Genomic DNA, 16364 nt, shown 5'->3' on the forward strand with positions numbered 1-16364 from the left:
CTCAAGCCGTGTGCAATCCCTGTGGGAGCTGGCTTGCCGGCGATGAGGCCCTGACAGGCAATAAAAAACCCCGGAACAAGTCCGGGGTTTTCAGTACATCACACTACGCGATCACTCCTGGCTAGCCAGTTTGTGCTCGAGGTAGTGAATGTTGACGCCGCCTTTGCAGAAACCTTCATCACGCACCAGGTCGCGGTGCAGCGGGATGTTAGTCTTGATGCCGTCGACGACGATCTCGTCCAGGGCATTGCGCATGCGCGCCATGGCTTCGTCGCGGTCCTTGCCGTAGGTGATCAGCTTGCCGATCAGCGAGTCGTAGTTCGGCGGAACCGAGTAACCGCTGTACAGGTGCGAATCAACACGCACGCCGTTGCCGCCCGGGGCGTGGAAGTGCTTCACCTTGCCTGGGCTCGGGATGAACTTCTTCGGGTCTTCGGCGTTGATACGGCATTCCAGCGCATGGCCACGGATGACCACGTCTTCCTGGCGGAACGACAGCTTGTTGCCAGCGGCGATGCTCAGCATCTCCTTGACGATGTCGATACCGGTCACCATCTCCGACACCGGGTGCTCAACCTGCACGCGGGTGTTCATCTCGATGAAGTAGAAGCGGCCGTTCTCGTACAGGAACTCGAAAGTACCCGCACCACGGTAGCCGATCTCGATGCACGCATCGACGCAGCGCTTGAACACTTCCTGACGGGCTTTCTCGTCGATGCCCGGGGCTGGCGCTTCTTCCAGTACCTTCTGGTGACGGCGCTGCAGCGAGCAGTCACGGTCACCCAGGTGAATGGCGTTGCCTTGGCCGTCGGACAGTACCTGTACTTCCACGTGGCGTGGGTTGGTCAGGAACTTCTCCAGGTAGACCATCGGGTTGCCGAAGGCTGCACCGGCTTCGGTACGGGTGAGCTTGGCCGAGGAAATCAGGTCCTCTTCCTTGTGCACCACACGCATGCCGCGACCACCACCGCCACCGGCGGCCTTGATGATTACCGGGTAGCCGACGTCACGAGCAATCGCCAGGGCGACTTCTTCATCTTCCGGCAGCGGGCCATCGGAGCCCGGTACGGTCGGTACGCCCGACTTGATCATCGCGTCCTTGGCCGAAACCTTGTCGCCCATCAGGCGAATGGTGTCGGCTTTCGGGCCGATGAAGGCGAAACCGGACTTTTCCACCTGCTCGGCGAAGTCGGCGTTTTCCGCCAGGAAGCCGTAGCCCGGGTGAATCGCGGTGGCGCCGGTCACTTCGGCGGCAGCGATGATTGCCGGGATATGCAGGTAGGAATCCTTGGACGATGCAGGGCCGATGCAGACCGACTCGTCTGCCAGGCCCAGGTGCATCAGTTCACGGTCGGCGGTGGAGTGCACGGCGACTGTCTTGATACCCAGCTCTTTGCAGGCACGCAGGATCCGCAGGGCAATTTCCCCGCGGTTGGCGATTAGGACTTTTTCGAGCTTCCCAGACATCGTTGGCTCTCCGCGATTCAAACGATGGTGAACAGCGGCTGGTCGAACTCAACCGGCTGGCCGTCTTCTACCAGGATGGCGTCGATGACACCGCCGACATCGGCTTCGATGTGGTTCATCATCTTCATGGCTTCGACGATGCACAGGGTGTCGCCCTTCTTCACGGTCTGGCCAACTTCAGCGAAGTTCGGCGAGGTCGGCGAAGGCTTGCGGTAGAAGGTACCTACCATCGGCGAGCGGATCACGGTGCCTTTCAGGGCCGGGGCGGCGGCAGCGGCTTCAGCGGCCGGAGCGGCAGCGGCGGCAACCGGGGCAGCAGCAGGGGCAGCGGCTACCGGAGCCGGTGCGAAGTACTGCTGGGCAGCCGGGGTCTTGCTGTGACGGCTGATACGGACCGACTCTTCGCCTTCCTTGATCTCCAGTTCGTCGATGCCAGACTCTTCCAGCAGCTCGATCAGTTTCTTGACTTTACGGATATCCATTAATCATCAACTCCCAAAGGTTCGGTCAGGGGGCGAAATACAAAAAAACGTATCTGAAACGTTTCTCTCGAACCCTGGCCCACTGAGGCCAGGGTTTTCATCATTTGGGCTGTGCGTTGGCAGCCAGTTGTTCCAGCGCGGACTCCAGGGCCAGGCGATAACCGCTGGCGCCCAGGCCGCAGATCACCCCTACGGCAACATCGGAAAAGTAGGAGTGGTGGCGGAACGGTTCGCGTTTGTGCACGTTGGACAGGTGCACTTCGATGAATGGGATGCTCACCGCAAGCAATGCGTCACGTAATGCGACACTTGTGTGGGTGAAAGCAGCCGGATTGATCAGGATGAAGTCCACACCCTCATTGCGTGCGGCGTGAATGCGGTCGATCAGTTCGTATTCGGCGTTGCTCTGCAGGTACTGCAGATGGTGGCCTGCGGCGCGGGCACGTTGCTCCAGGTCCTGGTTGATCTGGGCCAGGGTCACGGCGCCGTAGTGGCCAGGCTCGCGGGTACCGAGCAGGTTGAGGTTGGGGCCGTGGAGCACCAGTAGCGTTGCCATCTGCGGATTCCTTGGATTTGTAGGGCAATTCGACACAGCGCGGCGAGTGTGCCGTAAAGCGACGGCAAGTGTCCAGTTCCCGGCAATAGCCAGCACGATGTCCGAGGTTCGCGCGAAGTATGTGACCAAATAATTAAATTTGGTCACTGATTTCTGGATTTTTCACAGCTCGCGGGAAGTTATAGACCGACTTTACCGCGCACGCGTGTGAGAATTTGCGCAAATTCACCGGCATTTATCTCGCCAATGACCCGATCAGCGGTTATTTCGCTACCGTTCGCGGCAAAGAACAGCAGAGCGGGCGGGCCGAACAGCTGGTAGCGATCGAGCAGGCTGCGTTGTTCGGCATTGCTTTCGGTGATGTCAAAACGCAGCAGCTTGAAGCCGGCCAGTTGCGCTTGCACCTGCGGAGCGGTGAGCACCTCGCGTTCGATCACTTTGCAGCTGATGCACCAATCGGCGTACCAGTCCAAGAGCACCGGCTGGCCGGCTGCCTTGGCCTGGGCCAGGGCAGCGTCCAGTGCGGCGGGGGTAGTGATGGTCTGCCAGCTATCCGCCTGCACCGCCGGCCCGTTGCCGGTGGCCACAAGGGTTGCCGGCGGCAACGGGCGCAGTGGGTCGCCCTGGCCGCTGAGGGCGCCGTACCAGCAGGCCAGGGCGTACACCAGCAGGGCCAGGCCGAGCAGTTGGGCCAGGCGCTGGCGTGCGGTCTTGACGACGAACTCGAGGGCACCGAGGAACAGCGCCACGCCAGCGGCGAGGAAACCGACCAGCAGCAAGGTCAGCGGGCCTGGCAGCACTCGGCTGAGCAAGCCGATGGCCAAGCCCAGCAGCAGGACGCCGATGGCATTCTTCACCGTGTTCAGCCAGGGGCCGCTTTTCGGCAGCCAGGCCGCGCCACCGGTGGCCACCAGCAGCAATGGTGCGCCCATGCCCAGGCCCAGGGCGAACAGCTTGAGTGCGCCGCCCAGGGCATCGCCGCTGGCGCTGATGTACAGCAGCGCACCGGCCAGCGGCGCCGACACACAGGGCGAAACCAGCAGGCTGGAGAGGACGCCCAATATTGCCGCGCCCAGCAGCGAGCCGCCCCGGGTGTGGCTGGCGACATTGTTCAGGCGGTTGCTCAGGGCTTGCGGCAGTTTAAGTTCGAACAGGCCGAACATGGCCAGGGCGAACACCACGAAAAACAGAGCGAAGGGCACCAGTACCCAGGCCGACTGCAGGCGCGCCTGCAGGTTCAGGCCGGCGCCGAACAACCCCATCAACGCACCGAGTACCGCAAAGCTGGCCGCCATCGGCAGCACATAGGCAAGCGACAGCGCCAGCCCGCGCAGGCCGCCGGCCTGGCCGCGCAGCACCACGCCGGAAAGGATCGGCAGCATCGGCAGCACGCAGGGGGTGAACGTCAGGCCGACCCCAGCGAGGAAGAACAGCAGCAGCGACTTCCAGGTCCAGGCGTGTTCACCGCCGGCCGGGGTGCTTTTGCCGCCTTCGCCATCGATGTTCAGGCGTGCGGTTTCTGGCGGGTAGCACAGGCCTTTGTCGGCGCAGCCCTGGTAGCCCACCAGCAGGGTGAAGGCGCGCGGGTCATTGCGCGGCAGCTCGATATCGAGCACGCCGTGGTACACCTCGACATCGCCGAAGAACTCATCGTGCTTGGCCTCGCCCTTGGGGATGCTTGGTGTGCCCAGGGCAATGTCGGCCGGTTCGGTGCGGAACTGGAAACGGTGGCGATAGAGGTAGTAGCCGTCGGTTGCGACGAAGCGCAGCTTGATGGTTTGCGCATCGGCCTGGACCAGGCTGAGCTTGAACGCTTCGTGTACCGGCAGGAAGTCGGCGTTGTTGGCCAGCGAAGCTGCGCCGAGGGTGGCGCTGGGGCGGTTGTCGAGCAGGCCCGTGGCGAAGGCAGGGCTGGCCAGCAGCAGGAACAGCAGGAAAAACAGGCGGCGCATGGCGGACTCGCGAGGTGGAACGTGCTGGGCATGATAGCGGAGTTGGTGCGGGTTGGGGCCATGCTGGTTGCGGGGGCGACACATGGCCGCTGGCTCATGTGCTGCCTGTGCCGGCCTCTTCGCGGGTAAACCCGCTCCCCCCTCGTCCGCATAGGCTATCCCTGTGGGAGCGGGTTTACCCGCGAAGAGGCCAGCACAGGCCAACCTAGAGGGACTGTCAGTTTTTTTGTGTTCGGGCCGGTAATGGCCTGCCGCCAGGCAGGCCCTGATTTTCACCAGGTTGGCCTGATGAACCGATCTCCGTACAGAATCGCAAATTGATTCATCGCGCTTTTCCAATCATGGGCCGGTTTTCCCCAATTGGCTGTTATGTTGCGCAATCCCAGCCAAATCAGTTTGGTCGCTGCGTCATCATTCGGGAAATGCCCGCGAGTCTTGATGACCTTGCGTAGTTGGGCGTTGATGCTCTCGATGGCGTTGGTAGTGTAAATCACCTTCCTGATGGCCGGAGGGAAGACGAAAAATGGAATCACTCGATCCCAGGCGCGTCTCCAGGCAGCCACCACCGTTGGATATTTCTCGCCCCACGGCCCGCTTTCAAATTCATCGAGTGCTTGCTCAGCCGCTTCAGCATTGATGGCTTGGTAAATCGGCTTCAGCTCCTTGGCCAGAGCCCGCCGCTTGTCCCAGGCCGCGAAGTCGAGGCTGTTGCGGATCAGGTGCACGATGCACGTCTGCAGCGTCGTCTCTGGAAACACGGCGCTGAGGGCCTCTGGCATGCCTTTGAGACCATCGGTCACAGCAATCAGCACATCTTCGACACCACGCGTCTTGAGATCGTTAAAGACCTTCATCCAGAACTTCGCACCCTCGGTGTTCTCGATCCAGATGCCCAAGATATCGCGCGTCCCGTCGGGTAGAACGCCCAGTGCCAGGTAAATGGCCTTGTTGCGCACCAGGCCTTCTTCGCGAATCTTCACCCGCAGCGCATCGAAGAAAATGACCGGGTACATCGGCTCCAGTGGTCGCTGTTGCCACGCGCCAATCTCCTCCATGACCTCATCTGTCACAGAGCTGATGAAATCGGGCGAAACGTCGGTTCCATACTGCTCGGACAGAAAGGCTCGGATCTCTCTGACCGTCATGCCTCGGGCGTACATGGCGATGATCTTGTCATCGAAGCCGGTGTACCGCCGCTCGTGCTTAGGGATCAGAATGGGTGCAAAGCTGCCGTCTCGATCTCGGGGAATTTCCAAACGAAGAGGGCCATCGCCGGTCAAAACCGTCTTGCCACTCTTACCGTTACGCTGGTTGGTTTCATCCTCTGGGCGCTGCGCGCCCGGCGGATAACCCAGGTGGTGGCCGAGCTCGGCATGCAGAGCTCGCTCAATCAGGGCCTTTTTGAACGCCGCAGAGGCATCCTCGATAGCTTCTGCGGTCATCAAACCCTCACCGAACTGCTCCAGCAGCTCTTTGGGGATTTTGGGCAGGTCACGCAGGGGTTTCTTTTTGGTTGGCATACATGCACCTCTTACTCATGTTATGCCCGAACACAAAATTTCTGACACCCTCAACCTAGACTCTGAAGGCCCGCACCGCCCGGTTCAGTTCACCCCCCAAACTCAGCAACTGCTCGCCTTGCTCGCGCCCCTCGCCAATGCGCTGCAGGTTGTCCTCACCCAGCTCATGAATTCGCTCGCTGTGGTCGCGAATCTCACTCACGGCACCACTCTGCTGCGCCGTGACATCGGCAATCCGCACCGCAGTGTCCGAAATGGTGCGAATGGCACAGACGATCTCGTCCAGCGCCCCGTCCGCCGCCTGGGCCTGGTTGGCCGTGGCCTCGGCATGCTCAAGCTGCGCACGCATCCCGGCCACCGAGCTTCTGGCTGCCTGCTGCAAGCGGTCGATCAGTGCCTGAATCTCGCCGGTCGCCCCGGTGGTGCGCTGTGCCAGCGAACGCACCTCATCGGCCACCACTGCAAAACCACGGCCCATCTCACCGGCGCGGGCCGCTTCGATCGCGGCATTCAGCGCCAGCAGGTTGGTCTGCTCGGCAATCGAGCGGATCACTGTCAGGACGCCGCCGATGGTGGCCGACTCCTCCGCCAGTTGCTCGATCATGCGGGCGTTGCCCTGCACCTCGTCGACCAACTCACGCAAGCCCGACAGGCTCTGGCCGATCACCGCCTGGCCCTGCTCCACTGCACGCCCGGCATCGCGGCTGGCGTCGGCTGCGGCGCTGGCGTCGCCGGCTACTTGCTGGATGGTCGCTTCCAGTTCACCCAAAGCATCGCGGATCTGCCCGGTGTCGCCGGCCTGGCGTTCGGCGCCGTCATGCAGGGCGGCGCTCATGCCGGCCAGGGCGTGGCTGCTGCCAGCCACCTGCTCGGCGTTGTGGCGGATGGTGCCGACCAGCTCTACCAGATACTGGCGCAGGCGGTTGAGCGATTCCTGGATGTCGCGCAGTTCGCGGTTGGTCCTGCCCAGGGCGATGGCCTCGGCGAAGTCACCCTCGGCCCAGCGCGACAGGGCCGGGGCCAGGCCGGTCAGGGTGCGCGCCAGGCGACGTTGCAAGGTGTCGATCAGCAGGGCGATAAGTAGGATCAGGCCGATCATCAGACCCTGGATGATGCGCACTTCGCCGGCAATTTTCGCATGCTGGCCGCGTACCTCGGGCTCCAGTGCCGCAATGGCCTGTTGCACGGCCTCCAGGCGTTGGCCAGTGCTGGCAGCCAGGGCGACGCGCCGCTCGATCTGTTCGCGGGTGCGCTGCAGTTCGGCCGGGTAGCGGCCGAGCAGGCTCTGCAGTTCGCGCTTGAGGCCGACGGCAATGTCTTCCTGCTGGGCGCTGGCCTGGGTTTCCAGGCCCATCATCGCGGCGAAGTCGTCGGCACCGGACTCGGCGCTACGGGTTACGCCGAGCAAGGGCAAGGCATCGATCGCCTGGGCCTGGGCACGGATCAGTTGCAGCTCGCGCTCCACTTCGTCAGCCAGCTCGGGGCGACCGCTGCTGACCAGCTTGTCCCGGGCCAGCGACAGGCGACCGAGGTGCACGGTGGCGTCGAGCAGTGGCACCAGGTAGCGGTTGGCGTCGGCGCTGCCGCTGTCGCGGGCGTAGCCGGCCAGTTGTTCGAAGTTGGCGCCCAGTTCCCGCTCGGCTTGCAGCAGCAGGGCTTGCGGGTCACCAGCCAGCTTGCCGGCGGCCAGCAGCTCCTCGGCGGTAAAGGCCTGCAGGCTGTCCAGGCTGGGGCGCAGTTTGTCGGCCAGTTCGCTGGGCCACTCGGCCAGCGCGGCCTGCAACTGCTGGTTGGCCTCCATCGCCGCGGCATGGCGCAGGGCATCGCCGCTGCCCAGGTACGCCTGGATGTTGCGGGCCGCCTGGTTCTGGAACTGCTGGGACAGGCCCAGGTAGCGCTCCATCAACTGGTAGGGGCGCTCAAGGGCCCGCTGCGACCACCAAAGGGTGGCGCCCAAGGCGATACACACGGTTACCAGCAACAGGGTGTTGAAATTGGTCAGCCACTTCAGGCGCATAGCCGCGAGCTTCCTGCGGGGGAGGGAGAGGTCGGTGGCTGAAGTTATTGCGATTTTGTGACGGGGTGATGACGGCAGGGGGTTGGCGCCATAAAAAAGTGGCACAGTGCCTCTATTTTAATCTGTGCCGGCCTCTTCGCGGCTAAAGCCGCTCCCACAGGGACTGCGCAATCCTTCAGTCCGGTGGAGTACCTGTGGGAGCGGCTTTAGCCGCGAAGAGGCTGGCACAGGCAAAGCCTGATTCAGGGCTCTACACGCACCACACAATTTCGCCCGGCATGCTTGGCCCGATACAGCGCCTCGTCCGCCGCACTGGCCATGGTCAGCGCATCCAGCCCCTCATCCAACTGCACCACCCCTGCACTGAAGGTGCACTGCAAGTCCCGTGGCTGCGCCGGGTAGAGGATCTCGGCAAAGCGCCTGCGGATTTCGTCGAGAACCTTGTGCGCCGCGTCCAGCGCGGTATTGGGCATCACAATGGCGAACTCTTCACCGCCGTAACGGCCAATGAAATCGGTCTTGCGCAAGCGCTGCTTGAGAAACAGCGCCAGGCTCTTGATCACCCGGTCGCCCATCGGGTGGCCGTGGCGGTCGTTGATCTTCTTGAAGTGGTCGATGTCGAGCATGGCAAAGCACAACGGCAGCTGCTCGCGACGGGCGCGGAAGCTGCAGTCTTCCAGCAATTGCAGGATGTGGGTGTGGTTGTACAACCCGGTCAGGCTGTCGCGCACCATGCGCGCCTTCAGGTGCCGGGCGCGAGCGGCGCGGTTGCGCACGGTGGTGATCAGGTGGCGAGAACGAAACGGTTTGGTCAGGAAGTCATCACCGCCTTCGCTCATGGCATCCAGCTGCTTGTCCAGGTCGTCTTCGGCAGACAGATAGATGATCGGCACGCTCACATAACGGTCGCTGTGGCGGATCACCTTGGCCAGTTCGGGGCCGGTGCAGGCCGGCATGTACAGATCGAGGATGATCAGGTCGGGCTGGAAGTCAGCCAGCTCGGCCATGGTGCGGATCGGGTCGGTCAGGCTGCGGGTGATCATGCCGGCGCTGGCCAGCACGCGCTCGGTGTACAGCGCCTGGGTGCGTGAGTCGTCGATGACCAGTACGCGCAACGGGTCGTGCGGGGTTGCATTGGTCAGCAGTTCGACCTTTTCCAACAGGCTGGAGGCTTCCAGGGTGCCGGTGAGGAAGTCCTGGCCACCGGCGCGCACGGCGGCCAGGCGGGTCGGGGTGTCGGTTTCGTGATGGCTGAAGAACAGCAGTGGTATATGTCGGGCCAGCCCCTGCTGCATCTGGGCAGCCAACAGCAGGCCTTGGCCGGCACCGTTGAAGTCGACATCCATGATGATGGCCGAGGGCGGGTATTCGCTGATCGAGGCCTGAAACGCCGCGGCGCTGGCAAGCGCCTGCACCACCAGGCCAAAGAATTCCAGTTGCTGGGCCAGGCGCTGGGCGCGCTCGTGGTCCTGCAGCAGGATGTACACCGGCTTGCGCAGGGGCGGCAGCAGCACCTGATCGAGCGGGTCGTCCTTGCGCAGGCCGCTACGCGTCAGCTGTTGGGCGGGGCACAGCGGGCTCGGCTCGGCTGCTTGGCTCATGTCCTGGCTACTTGTAGGTTGGGGTGTGCAGGGGCAATGATGGCTCTATGCTAGCAGTTCTTTTCAGGTGCGTGAGTGCCCTGCGTCAACAAAGCGGCCAGAACGAATATTCAGTTGCTGACCGATTGGTCGCTTATGCGTAAGGCGGTGTCTGCTTTATAGTGCTGCCACGCGGGCTTGCCGTGGCACCCTGGCGTAGGCCTGTGGTCCAAGCCCCTGAACCGTCGTGACTGATTAAGGACAAAGCCATGCTGGACTGGAAAAACCGCGAGGCCAAAGCCGAGCCCCGCGAGCGTGTCGACGGCCGTGGCGCCGCCGCCCGTAGCTATCTTGGCGGCCTCTGGAGCCGTGCCCTGGGGACCCTGATCGGGTTGTACCTGCTGGTGTGCATTGGCCTGGGCTGGTACTGGAGCCAGGAGCCGGAGCTGTTCCCGGTGCAGCAGAACGCCCAGGCCGCAGCCGAGCGTACCGGCCAGCAGATGGTGGTGGGCTACACCACTATCGAAACCCTCAAGACTGTGGCCGGCACCTTGCTGAACAAGCCGGGTGGCTACATTTCCAACGACCGCTTCCCGCCCGGGCTGTGGATGGACAACATGCCGAGCTGGGAATATGGCGTGCTGGTCCAGGTGCGTGACCTGTCCCGTGCCTTGCGCAAGGACTTCGCCCGTTCGCAGTCGCAGTCGACCGAAGACGCCGACCTGGCCAAGGCCGAGCCGCGTTTCAACTTCGACAACAAGAGCTGGATCCTGCCGTCGAGCGAGTCGGAGTTCGAAGAGGGCATCAAGTCGCTGACCCGCTACCAGACCCGTCTGGCTGCCGGCGACAAGGGCGCAATCTTCTATACCCGTGCCGACAACCTGAACAACTGGCTGGGTGACGTGGCCACCCGCCTGGGCTCGCTGTCGCAGCGCCTGTCGGCCAGCGTTGGCCGGGTCAAGCTCAACACCACTTTGAAGACTGAGTCGCTGGTCGCCGGCCAGGCGCCGCAGGTGGACGAGGAGCTGGTGGAAACCCCATGGCTGCAGATCGACAACGTGTTCTACGAAGCCCGTGGCCAGGCCTGGGCGCTGTCGCACCTGCTGCGCGCCATCGAGGTGGACTTTGCCGACGTGCTGGCGAAGAAGAACGCCACGGTCAGCGTGCGCCAGATCATCCGTGAGCTGGAAGCCTCGCAGGAGGCCCTGTGGAGCCCGATGGTGCTCAACGGCAGCGGCTTCGGCATGTGGGCCAACCACTCACTGGTCATGGCCAACTACATTTCCCGGGCCAACGCGGCGGTCATCGACCTGCGTCAGCTGCTGTCGCAGGGTTGATGATGGCGATCAGCCCGAACGAGGCCGCCCACCGGGCGGCTTCCGACCGAGAACTGGTCACCTGGGTGGACGAAGCCGACCGGGTGCTGGGTGCCTTGCCCCGGGCCGAACTGCGTGAGCGGGGCCTGATAGGGCGTTGCACGTTCATTCTGCTGTTCAACAGTGCCGGTGAGCTGTGCGTGCACCGGCGAACCCTGAGCAAGGCGCTGTACCCGGGTTACTGGGATGTGGCGGCAGGCGGCATGGTGACGGCCGGGGAGGCGTATGCCGATTCGGCGGCGCGGGAGCTGGCCGAGGAGCTGGGGATCGACGGTGTGGAGCTGCGTTTTCATGAGCGGTTCTACTTTGACCAGCCGGATAACCACTTGTGGTGTGCGGTGTATTCGGCGGTGTCGGATGCGCCATTGCGGTTACAGCCGGAAGAGGTGATCGAGGCGCGGTTCATTGGCCTGGAGCAGGCTGAGCAAGAAAGCCTGACGAAGCCGTATTGCCCGGACTCGTTGGCGGCGTTGCAGCGCTATAAAGCCAGCCTCAAATAGATGCGTGGCCCATGCGGGCCCCTTCGCGGGTAAACCCGCTCCCACAGGGATTTCACAGGTCGTGAAACCTGCGCAGTACCTGTGGGAGCGGGTTTACCCGCGAGGGGGTCGCAAAACATTCGCAAAATGCCGCATTCCGGTACTTAGCAACAGCGGGATTTATCGTTACACTGCGCGCCCTTTTCGGGCTGCCGCAGGTCTTGTGGCAGTAGCGCCGCCCCTGCCAGAGTGGGGCTTCGCGGTCGGGCTCAACCCCCTGGGGCCGACCAGTTTTTGTCCTCAGCACAGAGGAACAAAAGTGGCCAAGAAAGCTTCTTCCTTCGCCGCCCTTGGCGGTCTCGTTTACTCCACCGACACCGGTCGGCACTGCCCCGACTGTAGCCAGCCGGTGGATGCCTGTACCTGCAAGCAGCAGGTCATCCCCGAAGGCGATGGCATTGCCCGTGTGCGCCGCGAAAGCAAGGGCCGCGGCGGCAAGACCGTGACCACCGTCACCGGCGTGCCGCTGCCGCTCGATCAGCTCAAGGAGCTGGCCTCTACCCTCAAGCGCCGCTGCGGTACCGGTGGCGCCCTGAAGGATGGGGTCATCGAAATCCAGGGCGACCATGTCGAACTGCTGATCGGTGAGCTGACCAAGCAGGGCTTCAAGGCGAAAAAATCCGGCGGCTGATGCGGCCACGCGATTTTTTGCCCAGTGCTTTCTAAACTCGTTGCCGTGACCAGGGTCTATCCAGGGCACGGACGAATCGTCATTTTCGGCTTTTACACTGCGCCCGCCTCCTTGCGGGGCAGTGTCTTCGACTTATCTATAGGGGACTTGAATGTCCGTACGACGCACACGCAAAGACGATGGTAGCCAATGGACCGTGGCCGACAGCCGCAGTGTTTATGGCATCCGCCATTGGGGCGCTGGTTATTTCGCCATCAATGAAGCCGGGCGCGTCGAAGTACGCCCCAACGGCCCAAAAAGCGCACCGATCGACCTGTTCGAACAGGTCGACGAATTGCGCCAGAGCGGCCTGTCGCTGCCATTGCTGGTGCGCTTCCCCGACATTCTGCAAGACCGCGTGCGCCAGCTGACCGGCGCCTTCGATGCCAACATCGCGCGCCTGGAATACCAGAGCAAGTACACCGCGCTGTACCCGATCAAGGTCAACCAGCAGGAAGCGGTGGTGGAAAACATCATCGCTACGCAGAACGTCTCCATTGGCCTGGAAGCCGGCTCCAAGCCTGAGCTGCTGGCAGTGCTGGCGCTGGCGCCGAAGGGTGGCACCATCGTCTGCAACGGCTACAAGGACCGCGAGTTCATCCGCCTGGCGCTGATGGGCCAGAAGCTCGGCCACAACGTGTTCATCGTCATCGAGAAAGAGTCGGAAGTGGCCCTGGTGATCGACGAGGCCGCCGAGCTCAAGGTCAAGCCGCAAGTCGGCCTGCGCGTGCGCCTGTCGTCGCTGGCCTCGAGCAAGTGGGCCGACACCGGTGGCGAGAAGTCCAAGTTCGGCTTGTCCGCCGCCCAGCTGATTTCGGTGGTACAGCGCTTCCGCGATGCCGGCCTGGACCAAGGTATCCGCCTGCTTCACTTCCACATGGGCTCGCAGATCGCCAACCTGGCGGACTACCAACACGGCTTCAAGGAAGCCATCCGTTACTACGGTGAGCTGCGTGCGCTGGGCCTGCCGGTCGACCATATCGACGTTGGCGGTGGTCTGGGCGTGGACTACGACGGTACCCACTCGCGCAATGCCAGCTCGATCAACTACGACATGGACGACTACGCCGGCGTTGTTGTGGGCATGCTCAAGGAATTCTGCGACGCGCAGGGCCTGCCGCACCCGCACATCTTCTCCGAGAGCGGCCGTTCGCTGACCGCCCACCACGCCATGCTGGTGATCCAGGTGACCGACGTCGAGAAGCACAACGACGACGTGCCGACCATCGAGAACAAGGAAGCCCTGCCCGAGACCGTGCAGTGGCTGGTCGACCTGCTCGGCCCGACCGATATCGAGATGGTGACCGAGACCTACTGGCGCGCCACCCACTACATGGGTGACGTGGCTGCGCAGTATGCCGATGGCAAGATCAGCCTGGCCGAGAAGGCCCTGGCCGAACAGTGCTACTTTGCCGTGTGCCGCCGCCTGCACAACTCGCTGAAAGCCCGCCAGCGCTCGCACCGCCAAGTGCTGGACGAGCTGAACGACAAGCTGGCCGACAAGTACATCTGCAACTTCTCGGTGTTCCAGAGCCTGCCGGACACCTGGGCCATCGGCCAGGTACTGCCGATCATCCCGCTGCACCGCCTGGACGAAGAGCCGATGCGTCGTGCCGTGCTGCAGGACCTGACCTGCGACTCCGACGGCAAGATCAACCAGTACGTCGACGAGCAGAGCATCGAGACCAGCATGCCGGTGCATGCGGTGAAGGAGGGCGAGGACTACTTGCTGGGTGTGTTCCTGGTTGGTGCCTACCAGGAAATCCTCGGTGACATGCACAACCTGTTCGGTGACACCGACTCGGTGAACATCTACCAGAACGCCGACGGTAGCGTGTACCACGCCGGTATCGAGACCCACGACACCATCGAAGACATGCTGCGCTATGTGCACCTGTCGCCGGAGGAGTTGATGACGCATTACCGTGACAAGGTGGCCAGCGCCAAGATCACTGCGCGGGAGCGGACTCAGTACCTGGATGCGTTGCGCCTTGGGTTGACCCGGTCTTCGTACCTGTCCTCGTGATTGCCAGGCCGCTCCCGCTTTTTTGTGGGAGCGGCCTTGCGTCGCGATATGAGGGCGAAGCCCTCACCGCGTCATACCTGGTAATGGTCCAGTCCTCGCCTATCGCATCAGCGCCGCTACCTTTGAATGCAATGTTCAAAGGAGGACGACATGGAAAGTCCCGGCTCCCATCGTTTACGTAGTGGCCGAGTGTCCGAACCAGGGCGTCTCTACCTGCTCACCACGACCACTCGCAACCGAACACCGTTGTTCAAAGACTTCTTGTTCGCCAGAACAGTTATCCAGCAATTGCGGCTCAGCGAAGAGCGCAAGGCGTGTCGATCTCTGGCGTGGGTCTTGATGCCGGATCATCTTCACTGGCTTCTCGAGCTTGGGCCGTCGAGCCTGGGTAGGCTGATGTGCGAGTTCAAGTCCAGAAGCAGTTGTGCGCTGTACAAGGTGGGGGCTGAAAGGCGGCATATCTGGCAGACCAGCTTTCATGATCGGGCTTTGCGCCGCGAGGAGGATGTGAGGGCAGTGGCGCGCTACATCATCGCCAATCCCATTCGGGCTGGCCTGGTGCGGCGGGCTGGTGATTATCCACATTGGGATTGTGTGTGGCTGTGAATCCGCAGGTGAGGGCTTCGCCCTCATTTCGCGACACAAGGCCGCTCCCACAAAGTCCTGCGTACGCCGATCAATGTGGGAGCGGCCCCGGCATTACTGAACCCAAAGCCCTTTTTCCTGCAACCTCCACCCCACCCACCCCAATGTCACCGCCCGCAACCCCATGAACCCGAGAAACGCCAACCACAACCCATGGTTGCCAAACGCACTCATGAGCACCCCCAAGGGCAGCGCAATCACCACCGACACCAACATCGCATTACGCATCTCCCGCGCCCGTGTCGCGCCTATGAACAAGCCATCCAGCAAATAGCTCCACACCGCAATCAATGGCAGCAATGCCAGGTACGGCAGGTACGGATAAGCCGCTGCCCGCACACTCTCGATGTCGGTCTGCAAATCGATGAACAGGTGCCCGCCCAGCAGGAACAACCCGGCAAACCCCAGGCTGGTGATCAGCGACCAGCCACAGGCCACCACCAGCGAGCGGCGCAATGTGTCGCGGTCGCGGGCGCCAATGGCATGGCCGCACAGGGCCTCTACCGCGTGCGCCAACCCGTCAAGCGCATAGGCAGTCAGCAGCAGGCCGTTGAGCAGCAGGGCATTGGCCGCCACGGTGGCTTCGCCCAGACGAGCGCCTTGCACGGTGATCAGCAGGAACACCAGTTGCAGCGCCAGGCTGCGCAGGAAGATGTCGCGGTTCACCGCCAGCAGCGGCCGCCAGGCCTGCCAGCGCTTGAGCGCCGCCCACACGATCTGCCCCGGGTAGGCGCGCAGGGCCGGGCGGGTCAGGGCCAGGCCGAGCAGGGCGGCGCTCCATTCGGCGATCACCGACGCCCGCGCCGAACCCAGCACGCCCCAGTCCAGGCCAAGCACGAACCACAGGTTCAAGGCGATGTTCAGCAGGTTGGTGGTCAGCAGGATGGCCAGTGGCGCCCTGGCGTTCTGGGTGCCGAGGAACCAGCCGACCAGGGCGTAGCTGGCCAGTGCCGCGGGCAGGCCGAGCAGGCGGGTATGGAAGAAGTCTTCGGTGGCTTGCTGCAGGGCCGCGCTGGGCTGCATCGCGTGCAGCGCCAGCTGGCTGAAGGGCAGGGCCAGCAGGCCGATCAGCAGGGCGAAGCCGACCGCCAGCAACAGCCCTTGTACCAGTACCTGGCGCAACGCTGCACCGTCGCCACGGCCGGCGGCCTGGGCGGCGAAGCCGGTGGAGCCCATGCGCAGGAAGCCCATCAGGCCAACCATGAAGGTGAACAGCGTGGCGCCCACGGCTACGGCACCCAACTGGTGGGCGTGGGGGAGGTGGCCGATGACCGTGCTGTCGACCAGGGCTACCAGCGGCACGGAGATGTTGGACAGGATCATCGGCGCGGCCAGGGCCCAGACCTTGTGGTGGGTGGGGCGGTGCTGCCAGTCGGTGGTCAGTGAGGTCATCGGGTGTCCTGGGGAATCTTGGGGCTGCTGCGCAGCCCTTTCGCGACACAAGGCCGCTCCCACAAGAATCGTGTAAACCGAAGCCTGTGCAGTACCTGTGGGAGCGGCCTTGCGTCGCGAAAGGGGCGCAAAGCGCCCCCGC

13 protein-coding genes are annotated in these 16364 nt (G+C 63.1%); 5 read left to right on the plus strand and 8 right to left on the minus strand.

The features are described 5' to 3' along the window. Positions 1-111: 111 nt before the first annotated feature. The 7 genes from accC to NY023_RS02875 form a co-directional block, all read right to left on the minus strand. On the minus strand, positions 112-1467 hold the full coding sequence (gene accC / locus NY023_RS02845) for an acetyl-CoA carboxylase biotin carboxylase subunit (protein ID WP_003257054.1): 1356 nt from the start codon (positions 1465-1467) through the stop codon (positions 112-114). A gap of 17 nt (positions 1468-1484) precedes the next feature. Further along, positions 1485-1949, minus strand: coding sequence for an acetyl-CoA carboxylase biotin carboxyl carrier protein (gene accB / locus NY023_RS02850; RefSeq protein WP_003257055.1), 465 nt, complete (start codon positions 1947-1949; stop codon positions 1485-1487). 100 nt (positions 1950-2049) lie between these two features. Beyond that, positions 2050-2505, minus strand: a complete 456-nt coding sequence (gene aroQ, locus NY023_RS02855) for a type II 3-dehydroquinate dehydratase (RefSeq protein WP_003255330.1) — start codon at positions 2503-2505, stop codon at positions 2050-2052. Positions 2506-2684: 179 nt separating this feature from the next. Beyond that, positions 2685-4457: a protein-disulfide reductase DsbD gene (locus NY023_RS02860; protein ID WP_013970709.1), complete on the minus strand. Its 1773-nt coding sequence runs from the start codon at positions 4455-4457 to the stop codon at positions 2685-2687. Between the two features lie 272 nt (positions 4458-4729). Beyond that, positions 4730-5977: an IS256 family transposase gene (locus NY023_RS02865; protein WP_013970710.1), complete on the minus strand. Its 1248-nt coding sequence runs from the start codon at positions 5975-5977 to the stop codon at positions 4730-4732. A gap of 55 nt (positions 5978-6032) precedes the next feature. Then, positions 6033-7994 (minus strand): methyl-accepting chemotaxis protein, encoded by a 1962-nt coding sequence (locus tag NY023_RS02870; protein WP_038408615.1) that lies wholly within the window; start codon positions 7992-7994, stop codon positions 6033-6035. 242 nt (positions 7995-8236) lie between these two features. Further along, positions 8237-9595, minus strand: a complete 1359-nt coding sequence (locus NY023_RS02875) for a diguanylate cyclase (protein WP_013970712.1) — start codon at positions 9593-9595, stop codon at positions 8237-8239. A 248-nt stretch (positions 9596-9843) separates the two neighbouring features. Between NY023_RS02875 and NY023_RS02880 the strand changes: the two genes are divergently transcribed. The 5 genes from NY023_RS02880 (at position 9844) to NY023_RS02900 (ending at position 14791) form a co-directional block, all read left to right on the plus strand. After that, the gene (locus NY023_RS02880) at positions 9844-10911 is read left to right on the plus strand and encodes a DUF2333 family protein (RefSeq protein ID WP_013970713.1); all 1068 of its coding nucleotides are present in this window, start codon (positions 9844-9846) and stop codon (positions 10909-10911) included. Positions 10912-10913: 2 nt separating this feature from the next. Next, on the plus strand, positions 10914-11450 hold the full coding sequence (locus tag NY023_RS02885) for an NUDIX hydrolase (RefSeq protein ID WP_024086195.1): 537 nt from the start codon (positions 10914-10916) through the stop codon (positions 11448-11450). A 298-nt stretch (positions 11451-11748) separates the two neighbouring features. After that, the gene (locus NY023_RS02890; RefSeq protein WP_003257057.1) at positions 11749-12120 is read left to right on the plus strand and encodes a translation initiation factor Sui1; all 372 of its coding nucleotides are present in this window, start codon (positions 11749-11751) and stop codon (positions 12118-12120) included. A 151-nt stretch (positions 12121-12271) separates the two neighbouring features. Continuing rightward, on the plus strand, positions 12272-14185 hold the full coding sequence (speA, locus tag NY023_RS02895) for an arginine decarboxylase (protein WP_013970716.1): 1914 nt from the start codon (positions 12272-12274) through the stop codon (positions 14183-14185). A 150-nt stretch (positions 14186-14335) separates the two neighbouring features. Next, positions 14336-14791 carry an REP-associated tyrosine transposase gene (locus NY023_RS02900; RefSeq protein ID WP_023662678.1) on the plus strand — a complete coding sequence of 152 codons (456 nt, stop codon included), beginning with the start codon at positions 14336-14338 and terminating at the stop codon, positions 14789-14791. A gap of 93 nt (positions 14792-14884) precedes the next feature. Here NY023_RS02900 and NY023_RS02905 read toward each other — a convergent pair whose 3' ends face one another. After that, positions 14885-16222: an MATE family efflux transporter gene (locus tag NY023_RS02905; RefSeq protein WP_013970718.1), complete on the minus strand. Its 1338-nt coding sequence runs from the start codon at positions 16220-16222 to the stop codon at positions 14885-14887. Positions 16223-16364 lie beyond the last annotated feature (142 nt).

Source organism: Pseudomonas sp. NBB (genome assembly GCF_032701105.1).
Taxonomy (GTDB): Bacteria; Pseudomonadota; Gammaproteobacteria; order Pseudomonadales; family Pseudomonadaceae; genus Aquipseudomonas; species Aquipseudomonas asiatica.